Origin of the sequence: Klebsiella sp. JB_Kp042, assembly GCF_040065275.1 — a bacterium.
Lineage (GTDB): Bacteria > Pseudomonadota > Gammaproteobacteria > Enterobacterales > Enterobacteriaceae > Klebsiella > Klebsiella quasipneumoniae.
Window position 1 is genome coordinate 32,594 of sequence record NZ_JBEAJL010000007.1, and the last position, 23,696, is coordinate 56,289.

Consider the following 23,696-nt stretch of genomic DNA (forward strand, 5'->3'; position numbering starts at 1 on the left):
TAGCCCCGCCACCGGGGAGATGTACCCGGATAGCGGCTGGCGCCTTATCCGGGCTACCCGTCAGCTCCGGTTTGTAGCCCCGGTAAGCGCAGCGCCACCGGGGAACAGGCATTACTGACTCAAATCCAGCTGATAAATGGCGAAGCCGATATCATCGGCGGCCACCTGGCGCATCGGATACTGGGCTTTCTCTTTGATAAACGCCGCGGCTTTGTCGCCAGGCGAGGTCTCAAAACGAATATCCAGCGGCGTCTTACTGTGGATCGGCGCCAGGCGCCAGTTGTTATCCGCCGCCGGATGGATCGCGCCATCCTTCTTCGATTGCGCGCCAATCCACGCCGCCAGCACCGAACGGTTTTCATCCGGTGAGGCAAAGGCGATATGGCTTTCGCCGGTGCCGGCGAATTTACCGCCGTAAGCGCGATAGTTATTGGTGGCGACCAGGAAAGTGGCCTGCGGATCGACCGGTTTGCCATTGAAGGTCAGGCCCTTGATGCGCTCTGCCTGCGGATGGATCATCTGGCACTCGCCGTCGTAGCGGGCCGGCTGGCTGACGTCGATCTGGTAGTTCACCCCGTCAATCACGTCGAAGTTATAGGTGCGGAAGCCGTCCCAGTTGATCAGCGACTGCGGCTTGCTGCTGGCCGGGTCTATCTGGTTAAACTGCCCGGCCGAGCACTCCAGCCACTCCTTGACCTCCTTCCCGCTGACCTTCATCACCACCAGGGTGTTCGGGTAGAGATAGAGGTCGGCGGCGTTGCGGAAGGTGAGCTGGCCTTTTTCCACTTCCACGAAGCTCGCCGGATCGTTTTTACGCCCGCCGACTTTAAACGGCGCGGCGGCGGAGAGCACCGGCAGTTTCGCCAGATCCGGGTCGCCCTGAATGTAGTGTTCGACGTAGGCTTTTTGCGCCATGTTGACCACCTGCACCGTCGGGTCGTCCTGCACCAGCGCCAGATAGCTGTACATGTTGTCGGCGGACTTGCCGATCGGCTGACTGACGAACTCGCGAGTGACGTCGTGATCGGCTTTCAGCACCGCCACCAGCTTGCCGTCTTCCGCCGCCAGCGATTTCTTCGCCACCGCGTCGTAGATTGGCCGCGCTTCCGCTTTACTCTGAGTCACCTGCCATTTTCCGCTGTCGTTGTTCAGCACCAGATCGACCACCCCGAGGTGATCGCCCCACATTCCCGGCATTACCGCCGGCACGCCGTTCAGCGTCCCTCTGGCGATATCCGCGCCTTTAATGTTGGCGAAGTCTTTGCCGGGGAACACCGCGTGGGCGTGGCCGAACATGATGGCGTCAACGCCGGGCACCTGGCTTAAGTAGTAGACCGAGTTCTCGGCCATCGCCTGATACGGGTCGGCGGAGAGGCCGGAGTGCGCGACCACCACGACCACGTCAGCGCCTTTCGCCCGCATCTCCGGGATATATTTGCGCGCGGTTTTGGTAATGTCGTTGACCGTCACTTTGCCGCTAAGATTGGCTTTATCCCAGGTCATGATCTGCGGCGGCACAAAGCCGATATAGCCGATGCGCAGGGTGTGGGATTGACCGTCGCTGTCCTGAACCGGGGTATCCTGAATCAGGTAGGGGGTGAACATCGGTTTGCCGGTTTTGGCATCGATGATATTGGCGTTCACGTAAGGGAATTTCGCCCCCGCCAGCGCTTTGTGCAGGAAGTCGAGGCCGTAGTTGAATTCATGGTTGCCCAGGTTGCCGACGGCATAATTCAGGGTGTTCATCGCCTTATACACTGGATGAACATCGCCCTCTTTCAGCCCCCTGGCGGCCATGTAGTCGCCCAGCGGGCTCCCCTGGATCACATCCCCGTTATCTACCAGTACGCTGTTTTTCGCTTCTGCCCGCGCCTGTTCGATCAGGGTGGCGGTACGCACCAGGCCGAATTTCTCCGTGGCGGCATCTTTGTAATAGTCAAAGTCCATCATATTGCTGTGCAGATCGGTGGTTTCCATGATCCGCAGGTCGACCGTTGCGGCGCTGACGCTGGCGGCGATCAGCGTGGCCAGGAGCGTTGCGCTAAACTTAATCATCAGAGGCGTCCTTTTTTTATGAGCGATAGCACAGAAGAAAATGTATTTATATTCTGTTGCTTACAGAAATGTGAATATTGCCAGAAAAGTGGGCAGCGAAACCGCCATCGTTATCACAGATAGCGGAACTTGCGGTGATGCGATATAAATAAAACAACGAGTTAACGCCACTGTAACCAGACGAGGTGGAGAATGTTAGAACAAGTATGTCAGCTTGCACGGAACGCGGGCGATGCCATCATGGAAGTTTACGATGGAAACCAACCGATCAACGTCGCCAGCAAGAAAGATGATTCTCCGGTCACGGCGGCGGATCTCGCGGCGCATAAAGTCATTGTCAGCGGCCTGCAGGCGCTGGATGCCACCATTCCCATTCTGTCGGAAGAGGACCCGCCGGCCTGGGAAGTGCGCCAGCACTGGCAGCGCTACTGGCTGGTCGACCCGCTGGACGGCACCAAAGAATTTATTAAGCGTAACGGCGAGTTCACCGTTAATATCGCGCTGATTGAAAACGGCAAGCCGACGCTGGGCGTGGTCTATGCGCCGGTGATGAAGGTGATGTACAGCGCGGAAAAAGGCAAAGCCTGGAAAGAAGAGTGCGGCGTGCGCAAGCAGATCCAGGTCCGCGATGCCCGTCCACCGCTGGTGGTGATCAGCCGCTCCCATGGCAACGATCCGGAGCTGCAGGAGTACCTTGAGCAGCTGGGCGAGCACCAGACCACTTCCATCGGCTCCTCGCTGAAGTTCTGCCTGGTGGCGGAAGGCCAGGCCCAGCTCTATCCGCGCTTCGGGCCGACCAGCACCTGGGACACCGCCGCCGGCCATGCTGTCGCGGTCGCCGCCGGGGCGCATGTTCACGACTGGCAGGGCAAAACCCTCGACTACACGCCGCGTGAATCCTTCCTCAATCCCGGCTTCCGGGTCTCTATTTATTAAGCAATTTATGCAGCAGGTCGATCACCTGCTGCACCTCTTGCTGAGTGAGCGCGCCGTCTTTGGCCCACTGGATGCGCCCGCTCTTATCCAGCACCACAATCGCCGAGCTCTTCTCGTCCAGCTGCCAGGCTTTTCGCACCAATCCATTGCTGTCGACGATAAATTGCGACCATGGGAAGAGCTTTTTATTGCTTTCGATACTGTTGCGCACAAACATACCGGTGCCCGGGATGGCATCGTCGGTATTGACGATGGTGGTGGTCTGATAGCGATCGTGCGGGAAGCCCGCCGCTTTAATCGCCTCGATCAGATTGGCATTTTTCTCTTTTGCTGACGAGCGTCCGGCGATGTGCTGGACGACGCGCACTTTTCCCGCCAGCTGCGAGCTATTCCAGTTTTTATAGCTAAACTTATCATTATCCAGAATTAATTCGCCCCGATCCGCGACGCCGACCGGCGCCACGCGCTGGCCATCGACAAAGTTATGCGCTGAGGCCAGCAGCGGCACGAGGAGTAACGAGGCGGCCAGTATGCTACGTAGGGTCATACGGTTTCCTTAATCATTTTTTGTGCAGGTGATCCGACCACTTGGTCTCGTTTAATCATAAGTGCGATTGGTGGTGATTACCCGCAATGAGGATGCCAGTTTGCGTGTTGACGCACAAATTAGTCGAAAAACGGCGACTTATACTTACTTCATCGTATGTCTGAAACGAAAATTCTGAATTATTGTCATCAAAGGGTAAATAAACTTATACATACTGGGTCCCTCTGAGATTCTGGACTATAGTTTTAGGGCATTAAAATTTGCGCTCCCGATACGTGGGCTAACTGTGGCACCACAGGAGCGTAACCCTGGCAGGAGAGAAGAATGAAAATTTTCCAACGCTACAATCCGCTGCAAGTGGCGAAGTACGTGAAGATCCTGTTTCGTGGACGGTTGTACATCAAGGACGTTGGCGCATTTGAATTTGATAAGGGCAAAATCCTTATCCCGAAGGTCAAGGACAAGCTGCATCTGTCAGTGATGTCCGAAGTCAATCGTCAGGTGTTGCGTCTGCAAACTGAGATGGCATAACCTGAAACGTAGCAGTACGTAGTAGGTAAAAGACGGCTCCCGATGGGAGCCGTTGATGTTTTTAGCCCTTCATTTCCGCATAGCGTTTGCGATATTCGCCCGGTGGAATACCGTTATGTTTACGAAACAAGCGGGTGAAATAGACCGGATCGCTGTAGCCTACCGATAAAGCAATTTTGTTAAGCGGGAGCGAGGTGCTCTGAATAAGCCACCTGGCGCGGTTGATGCGTTGCGTTTCCCGCCATGCATAAACCGTTTGCCCCAGTTCATTTTTGAAAAGGTGCGCCAGACGTGAAGGGGAGATAAATACCATCGCCGCCAGGGTCTCGATTTTTACCTCCTGCGCAATATGGGCGTTGAGGTAGTCGCAGACGGCGTTAATCCGTGGGTCGTGGGCGTGACGGTTGCTGATGGGCTGTCGCTGAAAACAGTGAAGGATCAATCTTTCCAGGGCGTTCATCGCCAGCGCTTCCGACAGCGGCGCGGATGCCGAGTGATGGCGTATCACTTCGTAGAACAGATCGCGCAGCTGCTGGAGCTGTTCGGGATCGTTAATGGTTGTTTTGCCGATACCGTGAGTAGTTTGGTCCCACTTTAGCCAGTCTATCCAGTAGGGGCGGGGGATAAAGTAGATCCAGAGATGGTCCCAATACTCGCTGTGCTCGTCCCTGCCGTAGTGATGGGGCACCCCGGGAGGAAACAGCAGCAGATCGTTTTCCCGGCACAGAAGGAAGCCATCGCCCGCCTTCGCCCGCGCCTGGCCGCGCAGGGTCAGATTAATGATGTAACCTTTCATCCCCTGCGGGCGGTTAATGTAGTAGTCCAGCGTGGAGCCGCGGGTAATCGGCGTGAAGCCTGCGACGACCCAGGCATTGAAGGTAAAGGTCTTCATCAATGGCGAGAAATTGAGTAGCTCATTGATATCCAGTTCCATTCTCTCTCCCACCTGAGCGCCGCCGCGTCGTTAGCTTTCGATGATAGTAAATTCCCAGGCCCTGAGGCGCAACGGCTGGCCGACGTATACTGTCTCCCCGCTCAGCAGCGCGCTACCCGCGGTCTCGCTGACAAATTCCAGCGTCTCGCCGGAGTAATTGAACAGGAAGTGGGTGGTTTTCCCGGCGCGATTACGCATTTTTTTGACCACTAATGGGAAGCGATAGGCGGAAGTGCGCGAGCGCAATGCGATATCGGCGGTTAGTACATCAAACAGCTGGCTAATCAATCCCTTCTGCGGCAGGAAGCCAACATACATCGCTCGTCCCCGGCCATAATCCGCTTCGGTGGCGGCGGCGTATTCGCCCCATGCCGGATGCTGATAGCGCAGCAAGGTGCGGGTCCCATCATCGGGCGTCAGCAATTCCATCCACAGCTCAGCCTGATTGTCATTGCGGCAATCAATCTCTGCACAGCAAGAGCTTACCGTCGCCCCTTCCGGCAGGGTGAACTGGCTGTAGCTGACGCCGCAGCTCTGCCGCAGGATCCCAGGCTGCGCGCTGCGGCGTACCTTGACGTTTTCATCGCTAAAGCCCGATTTAAAGCCGATAAGCGCTCTGCCGCCCTCGGCGATATAGTGATTGATCCGCGCCAGCAGGCCATCATCGGCAGCGTACAGGCCGGGAACGATCAGCACTCGGTAGCGCGAGGTTTCCTCGTTTACATCGTGGATGATGTCGAGGCTGATATTGTGGTCATACAGCGCATCGTGGAAGCGGCGAAAGATATCGTTATAAATGTTGCCCTCGGCATCGCCAGGACGGAAGTGATTGAGGGCGTCCATTGCCTCATTGCTTATCAGCAGCGCAACGTCGTTTTCGGCCTTCAGCTCCGCCAGCTGCGGCGACAGGCGGGCAAAGTCAGCCCCGATAGTGGTGGCCTCCTGCCAGGTCGGGTTACGCGAGAAGTCGTGGCTGAGCAGCCCCTTCCAGTAGGTTTCGAAGGCGTTATGAATCGAATGCCAGTGCCAGTAGGAGACCATGGCGGCGCCGGAGGCGATATGGCTGAACGCCTGCAGGCGCAGCTGGCCCGGGTAGGGAGTCCACTGGGCGAAGCCCTGCGCCTGGGTTTCCAGCACGAAGTAGTTCTGGCCCGGCTTAAGCGAGCGGGTGATGGCGCCGCCAAAGGCGATTTCCCGCCCGGTCAGGTGTGCCTGGCTCGGGTGATAGATATCGACGCCGGCGATATCCAGCGCCTGCGCCGCCGCAAAATGGTCGACCCGCGGCTGCACGCCGTAAGAGTAACCGCGCCATTCAAAATCGAAGTTGTGGGTGACGAACTGGTGCGGTTGGGCGTACTCGCGCACAATCTCCGCCTGCCAGGCCAGATACTCGGTGACCTGCTGGCGCTGATAGCGGGAGAAGGCGCAGGCGAGGCTGGCGTTGATGGTGTTTTCCACCGGCGGAAAATCCTGCCAGCGTTCAATGCGGTTGCTCCAGTAATCCAGACCGAAATCGTGATTCAGTTGTCGGAGGTCTGGATATTTCTCCTGCAGGCTGCGCACGAAGCCCTCCTGCATATAGCGGCCAATATTGTCGTAATGCTTGGTTTCGTTATCCAGTTGCCAGCCGATAATCGCCGGATGGTGTTGCACATGGGCCATCAGCGTGCGGATAATTTTTTCGGCATAGCGGCGAAAGGTCGGGTTGACGATATCCATGATCTGCCGCGGACCATATTTTTGCTGCCCCGCGACGGTGGTGACCAGAATATCGGGATGTTTCGCCGCCAGCCAGGCCGGGACCGCGTAGGTGGGCGTCCCGACGATGACCGCAATGCCGGCCTCATGCATCGCCTCGAGCACCCGGTCGATATGGTAGAAATTGTACTGGCCCTCTTCGGGCTCCAGTGTACTCCATGTGGACTCGGCGATACGCACCACGTTAATGCCGGTTTCGCGCATTAAGGCGATATCGCTGGCCAGCCGATCTTCCGGCATATATTCATCGTAATACGCCACGCCATAAAATAACTGAGACATGCAGACTACCTCCTGACATTAATTCGCGGGCACAGGTTGTGAAGAGAACACGCGTGCTTTATCCAGCGTGATAAACGAAATGAGCGTGAAGCACAGGGCGATACTACCGAGCACGATATAGCTGCTGGTAAAGCCCATGCTCTGGTACATATGGCCGATGCCGGTGGAGAGAAAAATAGAGCTAAAGCTTTTTGAAAACTGGAAGCCAATTAAGTAAACCGTCGCGGAAAGCAGGGGGTTAAAGTTAGCGGTAATATATTTAAGCGCCGCGACGAGTAACACCGAGCTTTCAAATCCATGGAGTAGTTTAATCAGGCTGATGGATACCGGGCCAATAGCCCACGCGGAACCGATAATGCGCAAGCTCATAATCAGCCCGCAGTATAACAGCGCATTTTTCGGGCCGATTTTATTCACAAACCATGGTGCAAAGAACATCACGATAGCATCAAGGAAAATCTGACCCGTGGTTAAATAACCGAAGACTTCTGCACCCCGGGCTTTACTCTCAAAGAAATGGCTGTAGTAGATAGCGAACTGCTGGTCATAGGTTTCATAGACCGCCCCGACACCAATGACATAGAGGGCGAAGAACCAGAATTTTTTAATTTTTAACAACGAGACGGCATCGCGGAGGGTAACCGGCGACGTTTTGCCGGACAGCAGCCCCTGCTTTTGATGGGTGCTGATCTGCATTTTCCAGACAATCACCAGCAGGCAGACGCCTGCTGCGCTGGCCAGCCAGAAAATCATGTTCTGATCGATGCCGTAGAGCTTTCCTGCCGCAAAGGTGCCGATCGCGGCGCCGATGCCGCCGAACATCCGCGCCCGACCAAATTCGAAGCCGGAGGCGCGGCTGACCTTATCGATGTAGGCTTCGCAAATCCCGCAGCCTGCGCCGTAGGCCATGCCAATATAGAGGCCGCCAGCCAGCGCGCCAAGGAACACATTTATTTTTAACAGAGGCGCGAAGACATAGATCCAGTATGGAGCGAATAAGGTGATAATGATCGCCAGCATCCACATCAGATTCTTACGATACACCAGCTTATCCGATATAAAACCGAATAATGGCTGAACGCAGACGGCCACAATGGCGGTGAAAGAATAAACCAGACCGACGTCCGTGTAGTTAATACCGATGGTTTCCGTTAACCACAGTGATAAATAGGGGTAGCAGCATCCCCAGCCTATAAAGAAAAACAGGAAAAACAGACAGCTGATAAAGTAATTTTTATTCGACGTTATCATGGTAACCCTCGCTTCCTTTATTCAGGAATATGATCGTGTAGACGCGAGCAACGTTACCTTTTTGCGCACGGGGGAGTCATAAACGTTTCGCTATCGAGCAGTAATAATCTGCTATCGGCAGAGGGGCGTGAGCCGCTTCACATTCGGGCAATAAAAAGGGCGGATGATCATCCGCCCTTAAGAGAGAGAAAGGATTACGCTCAGGCGTTCTGGCTTTCCGCCGCTTCCGCCTGCTTGGGCACCAGCACCGTGGGCTTGTTATCGATGCGGGTCACCAGCAACTGGTCGATACGGTAGTTATCGATATCCACGACCTCGAACTTATAGCCGGAGAACTTCACCGCGTCGGTGCGTTTGGGGATTTTACGCAGCATAAACATCATAAAGCCGCCGATGGTCTCGTAGTTCCCGGACTGCGGAAACTCGTCGATATCCAGCACGCGCATCACGTCATCAATCGGCGTACCGCCATCGATTAGCCACGAGTTTTCATCGCGGGCGACGATCTGCTCTTCCAGCCCCTGGCCGACGAGGTCGCCCATCAGAGTTGTCATCACGTCGTTAAGGGTGATGATCCCGACCACCAGCGCATATTCATTCATGATCACCGCAAAGTCTTCCCCGGCGGTTTTGAAGCTTTCCAGCGCTTCGGACAGGGTCAGGGTATCCGGGACGATCAACGTGTTGCGGATCTGTACGCCGCCGGTCAGCACCAGGCTCTGGTTCGCCAGCACGCGGTTCAGCAGATCTTTGGAATCGACGTAACCGATAATGTGGTCGATATCTTCATTACAGACGAGGAACTTCGAGTGCGGGTGTTCGGCCACTTTATTCTTCAGGCTCTGCTCGTCTTCATGCAAATCAAACCAAATGACGCTTTCACGCGGGGTCATGGAGGAAGGAACGGTGCGGGACTCCAGCTCGAACACGTTCTCAATCAGCTCATGCTCCTGCTTGCGCAGCACCCCGGCCAGCGCGCCGGCTTCGACCACGGCATAGATATCGTCGGAGGTGATATCGTCTTTCCGCACCATCGGCAGTTTGAAGATGCGGAAGATCATGTTGGCCATGCCGTTAAACAACCACACCAGCGGGCGGAAGACTAACAGGCAGAAGCGCATCGGGTTGATGATGCGCAGGGCCACGGTTTCGGGCGCAATCATACCGATGCGTTTCGGAGTCAGGTCAGCAAACAGGATGAACAAGCTGGTGACCAGGGTAAAAGAGATGATGAAGCTCAGTTGCTCGGAGAGCTCCGGTGACAAATACCCGCTGAGCAGGCTATGAAACGCCGGTGAGAAAGCCGCGTCGCCCACGATACCGCCAAGAATGGCGACGGCGTTGAGGCCAATCTGCACGACGGTAAAGAAGGTGCCCGGGTTCTCCTGCATCTTCAGCACCCGCTGTGCGTTGACGTTGCCTTCATCGGCCAGCAGTTTCAGTTTGATTTTACGTGAGGCGGCCAGTGAGATTTCCGATATCGAAAAAAACGCACTGACGGCTATCAGACAGAGTATTACTAAAATACTGTTTAACATATCTTTTCTGACCGTTGAGGTCAGATCCTCGGAAGGGAAGTTGATAACTTAAATGTGGAATACATAAAAAACCGGTCCGAAGGCGCTGGACCGGCTGTCACACTGGGTAGTATAGCGTAAGGGAATGTAAAGCCGCCAGAGCGTTCATTAACCGCCTCGCTGTTGAGGCGGAAATCAGAATTACGCCTGAGGCGGCAGGCAGACGCCAATGCCGCCAATGCCGCAATAGCCATGCGGGTTCTTATACAGATACTGCTGGTGATCGTCCTCGGCATAGTAGAACGGTTTGGCGGTGGCGATCTCGGTGGTGATGTGACGGGTATCGTGCGCGTCGTTCATCGCCGCCTGGAAGCGCGCGAGGCTGGCCTTTGCCGCTTCCGTCTGTTCCGGCGTCAACGGATAGATCGCCGAACGGTACTGGGTGCCGAGGTCGTTACCCTGTCGCATGCCCTGCGCGGGGTCGTGATTTTCCCAGAACACCTGCAATAACTGCTCATAGCTGATGACCTGCGGATCGTAGACCACGCGCACCGCTTCCGCGTGACCGGTCTGGCCGCTGCACACTTCGCGATAGGTCGGATTGGGCGTATAGCCGCCAGTGTAGCCGGCGGCGGTGCTGTAAACCCCCGGCAATTGCCAGAACAGACGTTCAACTCCCCAGAAGCAGCCCATGGCGAACAGTGCCACTTCCATCCCCGCCGGGACGTTGGTCATCGAGTGGCCGTTAACTGCGTGGAGCGTCGCCACTGGCATCGGGGTATTGCGTCCAGGCAGCGCATCCGCCTGGGCGACAAGATGCGTTTTATCAAATAGACTCACGGTGGGCCTCTCAATACAGAAATCGTCGTTAAGGTTGTAACGAAGCGTGTCTTTTAACACAATAAATACGCGTAATACGTCTAGATTAATACATAAGAATTATTTGGGTTATTGCCACTTTTTCAACCCTAAGTTGTTAGGGTTTTGTTAAGCCGTGGAGCGGCGCCAGTGTTTCCTGTAGGGGGAAACAGGGATATTCAGGAGAAAATGTGCTAAAAATCCGCCAGTTATGTGTCACCAGCCTTTTGCTGGTCAGCGGGGTCGCCAGCGCAGCGAATGTGCGTTTGCAGGTTGAGGGATTATCCGGAGAGCTGGAGAAAAACGTTCGCGCCCAGCTTTCCACCATCCAGAGTGATGAGGTCACGCCGGATCGTCGCTTTCGCGCGCGCGTCGATGACGCCATTCGCGAAGGTCTGAAAGCGCTGGGGTATTACGAGCCGACGATTGAATTTGATCTGCGTCCGCCGCCGAAAAGGGGCCGTCAGGTGCTGATCGCCAAAGTGACCCCGGGTGAGCCGGTGCGCATTGGCGGAACCGAGGTGATTCTGCGCGGCGGCGCCCGCACCGACAGCGACTATCTGGCGCTGTTGAAAACCCGCCCGGCCATCGGGACGGTGCTCAACCACGGCGATTACGACGGTTTCAAGAGCTCATTGACCCGCGTCGCCCTGCGCAAAGGCTACTTTGACAGCGAGTTCAATAAAAGCCAGCTTGGGGTCTCCCTCGACCGTCATCAGGCGTTCTGGGATATCGATTACGACAGCGGAGAACGCTATCGCTTTGGCCACGTCACCTTCTCCGGATCGCAAATTCGCGATGAATACCTGCAAAACCTCGTGCCGTTTAAAGAGGGCGACTACTACACCTCGCAGGACCTGGCTGAGCTAAACCGCCGCCTGGCGGCGACCGGGTGGTTCAGTTCGGTGGTGGTGGCGCCTGATTTTGCTAAGTCACGGAAAACCAAGGTGCTGCCTCTGCAGGGCGTTGTCTCGCCACGCAAAGAGAACACCGTGGAAACCGGGGTAGGGTACTCCACAGACGTCGGTCCGCGGGTGAAAGCCACGTGGAAAAAACCGTGGATGAACTCCTATGGCCACAGCCTGACCTCCAGCGTCAGCCTCTCCGCCCCGGAGCAGCAGTTTGACTTCACCTATAAAGTCCCGCTGCTCAAGAGCCCGCTCGAGCAGTACTATCTGATGCAGGGCGGCTTTAAGCGTACCGATCTCAATGACACCCAGGCCGACTCCACCACCCTGGGGGTCTCGCGTTTCTGGGAGATGTCGAGCGGCTGGCAGCGGGCGATTAACCTGCGCTGGAGCCTGGACCACTTTACCCAGGCGAACGTCACCAACACCACCATGCTGATTTACCCCGGGGTCTCGGTGAACCGCACTCGCTCCCGCGGCGGCCTGATGCCTACCTGGGGCGATTCGCAGCGCTACTCGGTGGACTACTCCAACACCATGTGGGGCTCGGACATCAACTTTATCGTGATGCAGGCTCAGGACGTCTGGATCCGTACCCTCTATGACCGCCACCGCTTTGTGGTGCGTGGCAACCTGGGCTGGATCGAAGCGGACAACTTTGACAAGGTGCCGCCGGACCTGCGTTTTTTCGCCGGGGGCGATCGCAGTATTCGCGGCTATAAATACAAATCCATCTCGCCGAAGGACGATGACGGCAAGCTGATCGGGGCCTCGAAGCTGGCCACCGGCTCGCTGGAATATCAGTACAACGTCAGTGGCAAGTGGTGGGGCGCCGTGTTTGTCGATAGCGGCGAAGCGGTCAGCGATATTCGCGAGAGTGATTTCAAAACCGGCGCCGGGGTAGGCGTGCGCTGGCAGTCGCCGGTGGGGCCGATCAAGCTGGATATCGCCCGGCCAATCGGCGACAAAGAAGAGCATGGTTTACAGTTTTACATCGGTCTGGGGCCTGAATTATGAGTTTATGGAAGAAGATAAGCCTCGGCGTATTAATCGTGTTGGTTCTCCTGCTGGGCACCGTCGGGTTCCTGGTGGGCACCACCACCGGCTTGCATCTGGTGTTCAAAGCGGCGGATCGCTGGGTACCGGGGCTGGAAATCGGCAAAGTGACCGGCGGCTGGCGTGATTTAACCCTCGATAATGTCCGCTATGAGCAGCCCGGCGTGGCGGTGACCGCCGGCCAGTTTCATCTCAGCGTCAGGCTGCGCTGTCTGTGGGACAGCAGTCTGTGCGTAAACGACATCTCGCTGCGCGATATTTACGTCGCCGTCGATACGAAGAAGATGCCGCCCTCTGCGCCGGTCGAGGAAGAGGACAGCGGGCCGCTGAATCTCTCCACCCCTTATCCGATCGCCCTCAGCCGCGTCGCGCTGCATAACGTCAACGTCAAAATCGACGATACCGCGGTCTCCGTGCGCGATTTTTCCACCGGCCTGAACTGGCAGGAGAAAAACCTGACCCTGACGCCGACCTCGCTGCAGGGGCTGCTGATCGCCCTGCCGAAGGTGGCGAAAGTGGCGCAGGAGCAGGTGGTCGAGCCGAAAATCGACAACCCGCGACCGCAGGAGAAACCGCTCGGCGAGACGATGACCGACCTCTTCTCGCAGCCGGTACTGCCGGTAATGACCGATGTGCACCTGCCGCTGAACCTCAATATTCAGGCGTTCCGCGGCGAGCAGCTGCGCCTGACCGGCGATACCGATATCACCGTGTACAACCTGCTGCTGAAAGTCAGCAGTATCGACGGGCAGATGAAGCTCGACGCCCTCGACATCGACTCCGATCAGGGCAAGGTCAGCGCTTCGGGCAGCGCCCAGCTACAGGATAACTGGCCGGTAGACATCACCCTCGCCGGAACGCTGAACGTCGACCCGATGAAAGGGGAGAAGGTGCAGCTGAAGGTGGGCGGCGAGATACGTAAAACGCTTAAGGTCGGGGTGGACTTAAGCGGGCCGGTCGCGGCCACGCTGCGGGCGGACGCGCAGCTGGCGGAGGCCGGGCTGCCGCTCAATATGGAGCTGAAAAGTAAGCAGCTCGCCTGGCCGTTCAGCGGCGAGAAGCAGTTCCAGGCCGACGACGTCCAGCTGAAGTTCAGCGGCAAAATGACCGACTATGCGCTGGCCTTCTCCACCGCGGTGAAAGGCCAGTCGCTGCCGCCGGCGAAAATCGCCCTCAACGCCAAAGGCAATGAGCGGCAGATCAATCTCGACAAGCTGACGGTCAATGCCCTGGAAGGGAAAACCGAGCTGAAAGCGCTCCTCGACTGGCAGCAGGCGATCAGCTGGCGCGGCGAGCTGACCCTCGACGGCATCAACACCGCCAAAGAGGTGCCGGACTGGCCATCGAAGCTCAATGGCAGGATCAAGACCCAGGGCAGCCTGTACGGCGGCAGCTGGCAGATGTCGGTGCCGGAGCTGAAAATTACCGGCAACGTGAAACAGAACAAGGTGGATGTTTCGGGCTCGCTGCAGGGCAACAGCTATCTGCAGTGGAAAATCCCGGGGCTGCATCTGGCGTTAGGCCCGAACAGCGCCGATATCAAAGGCGAGCTGGGGGTGAAGGATCTGAATCTCGACGCCACCATCGATGCGCCGCACCTGGATAATGCGCTGCCGGGGCTCGGCGGGACGGCGAAGGGGCTGGTGAAAGTGCGCGGCACTGTCGATGCGCCGCAACTGCTGGCGGACATCACCGCCCGGGCGCTGCGCTGGCAGGAGCTGACCATCGCCCAGGTCAACGTCAAAGGGGATGTGAAATCCACCGATCAGATCGGCGGCAACCTGGACGTACGGGTGGACCGCATCAGCCAGCCGGGGGTGAATATCAGCCTGGTGCAGCTCAATGCCAAAGGCACTGAGAAGCAGCATGAGCTGCGGCTGCGGGTGCAGGGCGATCCGGTTTCCGGCCAGCTGGCGCTGGCGGGCAGCTTCGATCGTCAGGCCGAGCGCTGGAGAGGCGCGCTAAGCGATACCCGCTTCCAGACGCCGGTGGGGCCGGTGGCGCTGACGCGCAGTATCGCGCTGGACTACCGCAACCAGGAGCAGAAAATCAGCATCGGGCCACACTGCTGGACCAACCCGAACGCCGAGCTCTGCGTGCCTGAGACCATTGACGCAGGCGCCAGCGGGCGGGCGCGGGTGAATCTCAACCGCTTCGACCTGGCGATGCTCAAGCCGTTTATGCCGGAGGCGACCCAGGCCAGCGGCGTCTTTACCGGTAATGCCGATGTCAGCTGGGACACCACCAAGGAGGGGCTGCCGCAGGGTAAAGTGACCCTCAGCGGGCGCAACGTCAAAGTGACCCAGGTGGTCAATGACGCCCCGCTGCCGGTGGCGTTCGATACGCTGAACCTCAGCGCCGATCTGCACAACAATCGCGCGGAGCTGGGCTGGCTTATCCGCCTGACCAACAATGGCCAGCTGGATGGGCAGGTGCAGGTCACCGACCCGCAGGGGCGGCGTAACCTCGGCGGCAACGTCAATATCAGCAACTTCTCGCTGGCGATGATCAACCCGATTTTCGCCCGCGGTGAAAAGGCGGAGGGACGGCTCAACGCCCGTCTGCGCCTGGGCGGCAACGTGAAAAGTCCGCAGCTGTTCGGCCAGATGCAGTTAAGCGGGGTGGATATCGACGGCAACTTTATGCCGTTTGATATGCAGCCGAGCCAGCTGGCGATGAACTTCAACGGCACGCGCTCGACCCTGCAGGGGACGGTGAACACCCGTCAGGGGCAAATCGCCCTCAGCGGCAACGCCGACTGGACGCAGATCGATAACTGGCGGGCGCAAATTGCGGCGAAAGGCAGCCGGGTGCGGATCACGGTGCCGCCGATGGTCCGTCTCGATGTATCGCCGGACGTGGTGTTTACCGCCACGCCAAGCCTGTTCAACCTCGATGGCAAGGTGGATGTGCCCTGGGCGCGGATCGTGGTCAATGAGGTGCCGGAGAGCGCGGTTGGCGTGTCTTCTGATGAAGTGATGCTCGACAAAAACCTCAAGCCGATTAATCAGCAGAGCGCCGGGATCCCGATCAACAGCAACCTGACGATCCACGTCGGCAACAACGTTCGTCTGGAAGCCTTCGGTCTGAAAGCGCGTCTGACCGGCGATCTGAAAGTGGCGCAGGACAAGCAGGGGCTGGGACTCAACGGGCAGATCAATATTCCGGACGGCCGCTTCCACGCCTATGGCCAGGATTTGATTGTGCGCAAAGGGGAACTGCTGTTCTCCGGTCCGCCGGATCAGCCATTACTGAATATCGAAGCAATTCGTAACCCGGATGCCACCGAAGACGACGTGATCGCCGGCGTTCGCGTCACCGGCTCCGCCGATCAGCCGAAAGCGGAGATCTTCTCTGACCCGGTTATGTCCCAGCAGGAAGCGCTGTCTTATCTGCTGCGCGGCCAGGGTTTGAGCAGCGGACAGAGCGATAGCGCCGCGATGACCTCAATGCTTATTGGTATGGGGGTTGCACAAAGTGGTCAGGTTGTGGGTAAAATCGGCGAGACGTTTGGCGTAAGCAATTTGGCGTTGGACACCGAAGGGGTAGGCGACTCTTCCCAGGTGGTGGTCAGCGGCTATGTACTGCCGGGTCTGCAGGTAAAATACGGGGTCGGTATCTTCGATTCCCTGGCGACGCTGACTTTACGTTATCGCCTGATGCCTAAGCTATATGTGGAAGCGGTGTCTGGCATCGACCAGGCGCTCGATTTGCTCTATCAGTTTGAGTTTTAGCAATGCGAATATTTGTTTACGGCAGTTTACGACGCAAACAAGGCAACAGCCACTGGATGACCAACGCCCAGTGGCTGGGCGCTCATAGTGTCGACGATTATCAGCTGTACAGCCTGGGCCACTATCCAGGCGCGGTGCCCGGCGAAGGCACAGTACATGGTGAAGTTTATCGTATTGATGCATCGACGCTGGCCGAACTGGATGCGCTCCGCACCAAGGGGGGCGAGTATGCGCGCCACCTGATTCAGACGCCTTACGGCAGCGCATGGATGTATGTCTATCAACGTTCCGTTGAGGGTTGTACGTTGATAGCGAACGGCAACTGGTTGGATCGCGACCAGTATTAACCATGACAGCGCCACCTTCGGGTGGCGTTGTTTTTTTCTGCGCCTACCTCTTACCAGAGCGGAAGATAATCCTTCGCCAGCCACGCTGTGGAAGCCAGCGTCGTCAGCGCGAGGAATAATAATCGTCGTGTTGGGGTGCTAAACATTACATGACCTCCTCGAGCGTGGTAGGAGGGGCAGCCCCCCGCAGGTAACGCCGCATCGCCGATCGCAGCTTCAGCCAGTCAGCCACCCGGTGTGACAATAACCAGGCCGTTGGGCCTATCAGCTCCAGCACCGCCAGTACCCCGCCAAAACAGAGTAACAATAAGGACAGCATGTCCAGCGAATCCTGAACCTGCCACCAGACGCGCCGGCCTGACTGAAGGGCGCTGACGAGTTCTACTCCGAGAAATAACAGATACATCACCAGCGCGAGGCCGTAAAACAGGTAATAGAGCAGCGACAGCTGTCGGCGTCCAGGATAGAGCGGATGGTTTTTTATATAAGCCGCGCCGTCGCTGGCATTGTATAGCGCATGGATCGCCCGGCTGTCGCGCTCGTATACGGCGAGGATGCGATCGCCGGTGGCAAGAAACGGCGGCTGACGACGGTAAAATACCGGATGCAGCGCGAAATTAGCGCAGCCTGCCTGCCACCAGAAGGCCAGCGGCAGGGAACCGCATTGTATCCCGAGGCCGTGATATTCCCGGGTTGGATTGCCTGCGTACCACTTCTTAAAGTGGGTGTCGGTGATGATGTCTGCCTGAGTGGCATAGCGTTCCGGCAGGGCTTGCGTAAAAGGCATTGCCGACTGGCGGAGGGCTTGCGTCGTGGCGGGTAGCGGCTGGCAAAAGGAGACGTCGCGTCGGCGGGCCAGCGCCATCTTCGCCAGCAGATCGCGCATGGCGGGGTGCCGTTTTAGCGCCGGGTGGAACAGTCGCTCGTAGAGCCCGGTTAACAGCGCGATGAAGGCCAGTATCGCGATAATGCCGCAGCCGAACCTACCCCATTCCGAGGCGCTCACCAGGAGCGGGATAAGGGTGACGATGAGCGTCAGCAGGCTGATAAACAGCAGTGGCCGGGCCCAGCGCTTTACGTGTTGACTGGGCTCAAGGTGCGTTTCGCCATCGCTGAGCCAGTGGATCCAGTAACTGCCGTTGTCCAGGCGGCGGGCGCCAAGATGCAGGGGCTGATTGATCTTCAGACGGTCAAAAAGTGCGGGGTCGTTAAAATAGCGTTTATCGGTGTAAAAGACATGCTCGCCGGCGATAAGGCGCAGATACCCCTGTTTTTCAGAGGCGGCGGTCGTGAAGCCAGAAAAGTTAAGAGTGAAATAGCGAACGCTTTTCACGGGACACCCTCCATGGTGTTATCGCGGCAATCCGTGCCGCAATCAGGCAGGGATGACCCTGCCTGAGACAGAATTACTTCTGCTTAGCGCGCTCGAAAGAGGCAACGATTTCGGCTTTCGCCGCTTCCGCGTTGTCCCAACCGTCGACTTTAACCCATTTGCCTTTTTCCAGATCTTTGTAGTGCTCAAAGAAGTGAGTGATCTGGGCTTTCAGCAGTTCCGGCAGGTCGTTCACATCATTGATGTGATCGTATTCTTTGCTCAGCTTGGTGTGCGGTACGGCAACCAGTTTCGCGTCTTCACCGGATTCGTCGGTCATCTTCAGAACGCCAACCGGACGGCAGCGGATCACGGAGCCCGGCTGCAGCGGGTACGGGGTCGGGACCAGCACGTCAACCGGGTCGCCGTCCAGGGACAGGGTGTGGTTGATGTAGCCGTAGTTGCACGGATAGAACATCGCTGTGGACATGAAACGGTCAACGAACAGTGCACCGCTCTCTTTGTCGACTTCGTATTTGATAGGATCTGCGTTCGCCGGGATCTCGATCACGACGTAGATGTCTTCCGGCAGATCTTTGCCCGCAGGTACGTTGAGTAAGCTCATGTCTGTTTCCTTTAAAATGTATGGCAAACAAGTGCTCGGTATTATAGCCAACTCACATCGAATGTCTTCGCTTCTTTTTCCCGATCTCGCCGTGGAGTGCTCTGAATTTTGCGCGCAATAATGGCATGAAAATCCATAAACATAGCCACATCATGAATAAATTTATGTAACCGTTTTCATTGCATGTGATTGATTTATCAAACCGCTTAAAAAAACGTCATAAACCGCAACAGCCGCGCTCCCTGCGAAGCCTTATCGGCTCTCCGCTGGGCAACGGGGCCGTCATTAACATCTCATTTACTTTTTTGAAGTGTGATGTAACGCATTCAGTTACATCACCGATTGTCTATAGTTTGTCCGCAGGTGAGACTTTAACCAACAATAACCCTACGAGGATACCCTTATGTGGAAGCGCTTACTTCTTGTCACAGCAGTTTCCGCAGCTATGTCGTCTATGGCGATAGCTGCCCCGCTAACCGTAGGTTTTTCGCAGGTCGGTTCTGAATCCGGCTGGCGTGCGGCAGAAACCAGCGTCGCGAAAGAGGAAGCCGCCAAGCGCGGTATCACGCTGAAGATCGCCGATGGTCAGCAAAAACAGGAAAACCAGATCAAAGCGGTGCGCTCCTTTATCGCCCAGGGGGTAGACGCGATCTTCATTGCGCCGGTAGTGGCTACAGGCTGGGAGCCGGTACTGAAAGAGGCGAAAGAGGCCAAAATCCCGGTCTTCCTCCTCGACCGTTCTATTGATGTGAAAGATAAAGATCTCTACATGACCACCGTGACCGCCAACAACGTACTGGAAGGTCAGCTGATTGGCGACTGGCTGGTGAAAACTGTCGACGGTAAGCCGTGTAACGTCGTGGAACTGCAGGGCACCGTCGGGGCCAGCGTGGCCATCGACCGTAAGAAAGGCTTCGCTGACGCCATCGCCAAAGCGTCGAATATCAAAATCATCCGCTCTCAGTCCGGCGACTTCACCCGCAGCAAAGGGAAAGAGGTTATGGAGAGCTTTATCAAGGCTGAGAATAACGGCAAAAACATCTGCATGGTATTCGCTCATAACGACGATATGGCCATCGGCGCCATCCAGGCCATTAAAGAAGCTGGCCTGAAGCCGGGCAAAGATATTCTGACCGGCTCCATCGACGGCGTGCCGGATATCTATAAAGCGATGATCGCCGGCGAAGCCAACGCCAGCGTCGAGCTGACGCCAAATATGGCCGGCCCGGCGTTTGATGCGCTGGAGAAATACAAAAAAGACGGCACCCTGCCGGAGAAGCTGACCATTACCAAATCGACGCTGTATCTGCCGGATACGGCGAAAGAAGAGTTAGAGAAGAAGAAAAATATGGGCTACTGAGTGGATAGCCCCTCATCCCGCCCCTCTCCTCAGCCGGAGAGGGTAACAGGCAGCGTTCCAGAAACCCCGGCAAGCACAGCGCGAGCCGGGGCAACCTGACATCATTTGAAGGTGATATCGATTATGAGCGCCGAGGCACACCAGGAGATCCTTCGCACCGAAGGACTCAGTAAATTCTTCCCCGGCGTTAAGGCGCTGGATAACGTCAACTTTAGCCTGCGGCGCGGCGAAATCATGGCCCTGTTGGGCGAAAACGGCGCCGGGAAATCGACGCTGATCAAAGCGCTTACCGGCGTTTACCATGCCGATCGCGGCACTATCTGGCTGGAAGGCCAGGCCATTTCCCCGAAAAATACCGCCCATGCCCAGCAGCTGGGGATCGGCACTGTCTACCAGGAAGTGAACCTGCTGCCCAATATGTCGGTGGCGGATAACCTGTTCATCGGCCGTGAGCCGCGGCGGTTTGGCCTGCTGCGGCGGAAAGAGATGGAGGCCAGGGCGACGGCGCTGATGGCCTCCTACGGCTTTTCCCTCGATGTGCGCGAGCCGCTGAACCGCTTTTCAGTGGCGATGCAGCAGATCGTCGCTATCTGCCGGGCCATCGACCTGTCGGCCAAGGTGCTGATCCTCGACGAGCCCACCGCCAGCCTCGATACCCAGGAGGTGGAGATGCTGTTTACCCTGATGCGCCAGCTCAGGGATAACGGCGTCAGCCTGATCTTCGTCACCCATTTTCTCGACCAGGTCTATGCGGTCAGCGACCGCATTACCGTGCTGCGCAACGGCAGCTTCGTCGGCTGCCGCGAGACCCGCGAACTGCCGCAGATTGAGCTGGTGAAAATGATGCTGGGCCGCGAACTGGACCACAACGCCCTGCAGCGGGCGGGCCGAACCCTGCTGAGCGATAAGCCGGTGGCGGCATTTGAAGGCTACGGTAAAAAAGGCACCATCGCCCCGTTCGACCTGCAGGTGCGTCCGGGCGAAATCGTTGGCCTCGCCGGCCTGTTGGGTTCCGGCCGCACGGAAACCGCCGAGGTGATCTTCGGTATTAAAACGGCGGACAGCGGGAAGGCGTGGATCAAAGGCAAACCGCAAACCCTGCGTTCTCCGCATCAGGCCTCCTGCCTCGGGATCGGCTTCTGTCCGGAGGATCGCAAAACCGACGGCATTATCGCCGCCGCCTCGGTGCGGGAAAATATCGTCCTCGCTCTGCAGGCGCAGCGCGGCTGGCTGCGGCCGATACCCCGGCGCGAACAGAACGAGATCGCCGAGCGCTTTATTCGCCAGCTGGGGATCCGCACCCCCAGCGCGGAGCAGCCGATCGAGTTTCTCTCCGGCGGCAACCAGCAGAAGGTGCTGCTTTCCCGCTGGCTGCTGACCAAACCGCAGTTCCTGATCCTCGATGAGCCGACCCGCGGCATCGACGTTGGCGCCCATGCGGAAATCATTCGCCTGATTGAAACCCTCTGCGCCGATGGCCTGGCGCTGCTGGTCATCTCCTCTGAACTGGAGGAGCTGGTGGGTTACGCCGATCGGGTCATTATCATGCGCGATCGCCGGCAGGTGGCCGAGATCCCGCTCGCCGAGCTCTCTGTACCGGCGATCATGAACGCAATTGCGGCATAAGGAGTAACCCATGATGCCTCGATCTCTTTCGCAAACCGGCCCGGAGAAGCGACGCTTCACCTGGCCGAAGGGCACCCCGCAGATCATTGCCCTGCTGCTGGTTCTGCTGGTCGACAGCCTGGTGGCGCCCCATTTTTATCAGGTGGTGCTCCAGGATGGCCGCCTGTTTGGCAGCCCAATCGATATTCTCAACCGCGCCGCCCCGGTGGCGCTGCTGGCCATCGGCATGACGCTGGTGATCGCCACCGGCGGCATCGACCTGTCTGTAGGGGCGGTGATGGCGATAGCCGGCGCGACGGCCGCCTCGATGACCGTCGCCGGTCACAGCCTGCCGGTGGTGCTGCTGGCCTCGCTGGCGGCGGGCGCGCTGGCCGGGCTGTGGAACGGCATTCTCGTGGCGGTCCTTAAGATCCAGCCCTTTGTGGCGACGCTGATCCTGATGGTGGCCGGACGCGGGGTGGCGCAGTTGATCACCGCCGGGCAGATCGTCACCTTTGATTCCCCGGCGCTGGCGTGGCTCGGCAGCGGATCGTTCCTCCTGTTTCCGACGCCGGTGATTATCGCCGCCGCGACCCTGCTGCTGTTCTGGCTGTTTACCCGCAAAACGGCGCTGGGCATGTTTATCGAAGCGGTAGGGATCAATATCCGCGCGGCGAAAAACGCCGGCGTCAATACCCGCATCGTGGTGATGCTGGCCTATGTCCTGAGCGGCGTCTGCGCGGCGATCGCCGGGATCATCGTGGCGGCGGACATTCGCGGCGCGGATGCCAATAACGCCGGGCTATGGCTTGAGCTGGACGCCATTCTGGCGGTGGTCATCGGCGGCGCTTCGCTGATGGGCGGGCGCTTCAACCTGCTGCTGTCGGTGGTGGGGGCGCTGATTATCCAGGGAATGAACACCGGGATTTTGCTCTCCGGCTTCCCGCCGGAGCTCAACCAGGTGGTGAAAGCGGTGGTGGTGCTGTGCGTACTGATTGTCCAGTCGCCGCGCTTTATCGGTTTACTGAAAGGGGTACGCGGCCATGATAAAACGTAATTTACCGTTGATGATCACCCTCGCGGTGTTTGTGCTGGGCTATCTCTACTGCCTGACGCAATTCCCCGGCTTTGCCTCGACGCGGGTGATCTGCAATATCCTGACGGATAACGCCTTCCTCGGGATCATCGCCGTGGGCATGACCTTCGTGATCCTCTCCGGCGGGATCGATCTGTCTGTCGGGTCGGTGATCGCCTTTACCGGCGTCTTTCTCGCCAAAGCGATTGGCTTTTGGGGAATATCACCGCTGGTGGCGTTTCCGCTGGTGCTGGTGATGGGCTGCGCCTTCGGCGCGTTTATGGGGCTGCTGATTGACGCCCTGAAGATCCCGGCCTTTATCATCACCCTCGCCGGCATGTTCTTCCTGCGCGGCGTGAGCTATCTGGTGTCAGAGGAGTCGATTCCGATTAACCACCCGGTGTACGACACCCTGTCCGGGCTGGCATGGACCATTCCCGGCGGCGGACGCCTCAGCGCCATGGGGCTGCTGATGCTGCTGGTGGTGGTGGCCGGTATTTTTGTCGCCCACCGCACCCGCTTCGGCAACCAGGTGTATGCCATTGGCGGCAACGCGACGTCGGCGAATTTAATGGGGATTTCCACCCGCAGCGCCACGATCCGTATCTATATGCTCTCCACCGGGCTGGCGACGCTGGCCGGGATCGTCTTTTCCATTTATACCCAGGCGGGCTATGCGCTGGCGGGCGTCGGCGTGGAGCTGGACGCCATTGCCTCGGTGGTGATCGGCGGCACGCTGCTTAGCGGCGGCGTCGGCACTGTGCTGGGAACCCTGTTCGGGGTGGCGATCCAGGGGCTGATTCAGACCTACATCAACTTCGACGGTACTCTCAGCTCATGGTGGACCAAAATCGCCATCGGCATTTTGCTGTTTATCTTTATCGCGCTGCAGCGTGGGCTGACCGTGCTGTGGGAAAACCGGCAGAATGCGGCGGTCACGCGGGTGAGCGGGGCGGGGAGTCGCTAAGAGAGAGGCTCCTCCCGCAGGCGCGGGAGGAGCGGGCA

At 57.8% G+C, this 23,696-nt stretch carries 18 protein-coding genes; 9 read left to right on the plus strand and 9 right to left on the minus strand.

What is annotated here, in order from left to right:
• Positions 1-111: 111 nt before the first annotated feature.
• Positions 112-2,055 carry a 2',3'-cyclic-nucleotide 2'-phosphodiesterase gene (gene cpdB / locus ABLV54_RS00720; RefSeq protein ID WP_050533662.1) on the minus strand — a complete coding sequence of 648 codons (1,944 nt, stop codon included), beginning with the start codon at positions 2,053-2,055 and terminating at the stop codon, positions 112-114.
• A 192-nt stretch (positions 2,056-2,247) separates the two neighbouring features.
• Between cpdB and cysQ the strand changes: the two genes are divergently transcribed.
• The gene (cysQ, locus tag ABLV54_RS00725) at positions 2,248-2,991 is read left to right on the plus strand and encodes a 3'(2'),5'-bisphosphate nucleotidase CysQ (RefSeq protein WP_004206477.1); all 744 of its coding nucleotides are present in this window, start codon (positions 2,248-2,250) and stop codon (positions 2,989-2,991) included.
• Here cysQ and ABLV54_RS00730 read toward each other — a convergent pair.
• Complete coding sequence (locus tag ABLV54_RS00730) at positions 2,981-3,538, minus strand: YtfJ family protein (protein ID WP_004206478.1); 558 nt, start codon at positions 3,536-3,538, stop codon at positions 2,981-2,983. The genes cysQ and ABLV54_RS00730 overlap by 11 nt on opposite strands.
• Positions 3,539-3,862: 324 nt before the next feature.
• Between ABLV54_RS00730 and ABLV54_RS00735 the strand changes: the two genes are divergently transcribed.
• Positions 3,863-4,069 (plus strand): DUF1107 domain-containing protein, encoded by a 207-nt coding sequence (locus ABLV54_RS00735; protein ID WP_002886707.1) that lies wholly within the window; start codon positions 3,863-3,865, stop codon positions 4,067-4,069.
• 61 nt (positions 4,070-4,130) lie between these two features.
• Here ABLV54_RS00735 and araC read toward each other — a convergent pair whose 3' ends face one another.
• The 5 genes from araC to msrA all read right to left on the minus strand — a co-directional run bounded on the left by araC (position 4,131) and on the right by msrA (position 10,651).
• Positions 4,131-5,003, minus strand: coding sequence for an arabinose operon transcriptional regulator AraC (araC, locus tag ABLV54_RS00740; protein WP_004206480.1), 873 nt, complete (start codon positions 5,001-5,003; stop codon positions 4,131-4,133).
• A 30-nt stretch (positions 5,004-5,033) separates the two neighbouring features.
• Positions 5,034-7,043: a beta-galactosidase gene (locus ABLV54_RS00745; RefSeq protein WP_050533663.1), complete on the minus strand. Its 2,010-nt coding sequence runs from the start codon at positions 7,041-7,043 to the stop codon at positions 5,034-5,036.
• 18 nt (positions 7,044-7,061) lie between these two features.
• Complete coding sequence (locus ABLV54_RS00750; RefSeq protein WP_017900583.1) at positions 7,062-8,294, minus strand: oligosaccharide MFS transporter; 1,233 nt, start codon at positions 8,292-8,294, stop codon at positions 7,062-7,064.
• A 200-nt stretch (positions 8,295-8,494) separates the two neighbouring features.
• Positions 8,495-9,832, minus strand: a complete 1,338-nt coding sequence (locus ABLV54_RS00755) for a hemolysin family protein (protein ID WP_004206485.1) — start codon at positions 9,830-9,832, stop codon at positions 8,495-8,497.
• Between the two features lie 180 nt (positions 9,833-10,012).
• Positions 10,013-10,651 (minus strand): peptide-methionine (S)-S-oxide reductase MsrA, encoded by a 639-nt coding sequence (msrA, locus tag ABLV54_RS00760; protein ID WP_032456893.1) that lies wholly within the window; start codon positions 10,649-10,651, stop codon positions 10,013-10,015.
• A gap of 209 nt (positions 10,652-10,860) precedes the next feature.
• Here msrA and tamA point away from each other — a divergent pair, with 209 nt between their 5' ends.
• Genes tamA through ABLV54_RS00775 form a run of 3 tightly spaced genes read left to right on the plus strand, consistent with a single transcriptional unit; the run spans position 10,861 to position 16,714 of the window.
• Positions 10,861-12,594, plus strand: a complete 1,734-nt coding sequence (tamA, locus tag ABLV54_RS00765) for an autotransporter assembly complex protein TamA (RefSeq protein WP_023319583.1) — start codon at positions 10,861-10,863, stop codon at positions 12,592-12,594.
• Positions 12,591-16,367: an autotransporter assembly complex protein TamB gene (gene tamB, locus ABLV54_RS00770; RefSeq protein WP_050533664.1), complete on the plus strand. Its 3,777-nt coding sequence runs from the start codon at positions 12,591-12,593 to the stop codon at positions 16,365-16,367. The genes tamA and tamB overlap by 4 nt, the downstream gene beginning before the upstream one ends.
• A 2-nt stretch (positions 16,368-16,369) precedes the next feature.
• The gene (locus ABLV54_RS00775; protein ID WP_002886724.1) at positions 16,370-16,714 is read left to right on the plus strand and encodes a gamma-glutamylcyclotransferase; all 345 of its coding nucleotides are present in this window, start codon (positions 16,370-16,372) and stop codon (positions 16,712-16,714) included.
• A 145-nt stretch (positions 16,715-16,859) separates the two neighbouring features.
• Here ABLV54_RS00775 and ABLV54_RS00780 read toward each other — a convergent pair whose 3' ends face one another.
• Positions 16,860-18,047, minus strand: a complete 1,188-nt coding sequence (locus ABLV54_RS00780; protein WP_050533665.1) for a hypothetical protein — start codon at positions 18,045-18,047, stop codon at positions 16,860-16,862.
• 73 nt (positions 18,048-18,120) lie between these two features.
• Entirely contained in the window at positions 18,121-18,651 is a 531-nt protein-coding gene (gene ppa, locus ABLV54_RS00785; RefSeq protein WP_002886766.1) for an inorganic diphosphatase, read from the minus strand.
• 403 nt (positions 18,652-19,054) lie between these two features.
• Between ppa and ytfQ the strand changes: the two genes are divergently transcribed.
• From ytfQ to yjfF, 4 genes are all read left to right on the plus strand, one after another.
• Positions 19,055-20,011, plus strand: a complete 957-nt coding sequence (ytfQ, locus tag ABLV54_RS00790) for a galactofuranose ABC transporter, galactofuranose-binding protein YtfQ (RefSeq protein ID WP_002886769.1) — start codon at positions 19,055-19,057, stop codon at positions 20,009-20,011.
• 123 nt (positions 20,012-20,134) lie between these two features.
• Positions 20,135-21,637: a galactofuranose ABC transporter, ATP-binding protein YtfR gene (gene ytfR / locus ABLV54_RS00795; RefSeq protein WP_008807146.1), complete on the plus strand. Its 1,503-nt coding sequence runs from the start codon at positions 20,135-20,137 to the stop codon at positions 21,635-21,637.
• 10 nt (positions 21,638-21,647) lie between these two features.
• Positions 21,648-22,673 carry a galactofuranose ABC transporter, ATP-binding protein YtfT gene (gene ytfT, locus ABLV54_RS00800; RefSeq protein WP_023291747.1) on the plus strand — a complete coding sequence of 342 codons (1,026 nt, stop codon included), beginning with the start codon at positions 21,648-21,650 and terminating at the stop codon, positions 22,671-22,673.
• Complete coding sequence (yjfF, locus tag ABLV54_RS00805; RefSeq protein WP_002886825.1) at positions 22,660-23,658, plus strand: galactofuranose ABC transporter, permease protein YjfF; 999 nt, start codon at positions 22,660-22,662, stop codon at positions 23,656-23,658. Before ytfT ends, yjfF begins: the two co-directional genes overlap by 14 nt.
• Positions 23,659-23,696: the final 38 nt, after the last annotated feature.

Excerpts from the sequence above, each read along its gene's own strand:
- ABLV54_RS00750 (WP_017900583.1), bottom strand. The coding sequence starts at position 8,294 with ATGATAACGTCGAATAAAAATTACTTTATCAGCTGTCTGTTTTTCCTG.
- yjfF (WP_002886825.1), top strand. The coding sequence starts at position 22,660 with ATGATAAAACGTAATTTACCGTTGATGATCACCCTCGCGGTGTTTGTG.
- tamB (WP_050533664.1), top strand. The coding sequence starts at position 12,591 with ATGAGTTTATGGAAGAAGATAAGCCTCGGCGTATTAATCGTGTTGGTT.
- ABLV54_RS00775 (WP_002886724.1), top strand. The coding sequence starts at position 16,370 with ATGCGAATATTTGTTTACGGCAGTTTACGACGCAAACAAGGCAACAGC.
- ABLV54_RS00745 (WP_050533663.1), bottom strand. The coding sequence starts at position 7,043 with ATGTCTCAGTTATTTTATGGCGTGGCGTATTACGATGAATATATGCCG.
- araC (WP_004206480.1), bottom strand. The coding sequence starts at position 5,003 with ATGGAACTGGATATCAATGAGCTACTCAATTTCTCGCCATTGATGAAG.
- ABLV54_RS00735 (WP_002886707.1), top strand. The coding sequence starts at position 3,863 with ATGAAAATTTTCCAACGCTACAATCCGCTGCAAGTGGCGAAGTACGTG.
- ytfT (WP_023291747.1), top strand. The coding sequence starts at position 21,648 with ATGATGCCTCGATCTCTTTCGCAAACCGGCCCGGAGAAGCGACGCTTC.
- ABLV54_RS00730 (WP_004206478.1), bottom strand. The coding sequence starts at position 3,538 with ATGACCCTACGTAGCATACTGGCCGCCTCGTTACTCCTCGTGCCGCTG.
- ytfQ (WP_002886769.1), top strand. The coding sequence starts at position 19,055 with ATGTGGAAGCGCTTACTTCTTGTCACAGCAGTTTCCGCAGCTATGTCG.
- cpdB (WP_050533662.1), bottom strand. The coding sequence starts at position 2,055 with ATGATTAAGTTTAGCGCAACGCTCCTGGCCACGCTGATCGCCGCCAGC.
- ppa (WP_002886766.1), bottom strand. The coding sequence starts at position 18,651 with ATGAGCTTACTCAACGTACCTGCGGGCAAAGATCTGCCGGAAGACATC.
- cysQ (WP_004206477.1), top strand. The coding sequence starts at position 2,248 with ATGTTAGAACAAGTATGTCAGCTTGCACGGAACGCGGGCGATGCCATC.
- ABLV54_RS00755 (WP_004206485.1), bottom strand. The coding sequence starts at position 9,832 with ATGTTAAACAGTATTTTAGTAATACTCTGTCTGATAGCCGTCAGTGCG.
- ytfR (WP_008807146.1), top strand. The coding sequence starts at position 20,135 with ATGAGCGCCGAGGCACACCAGGAGATCCTTCGCACCGAAGGACTCAGT.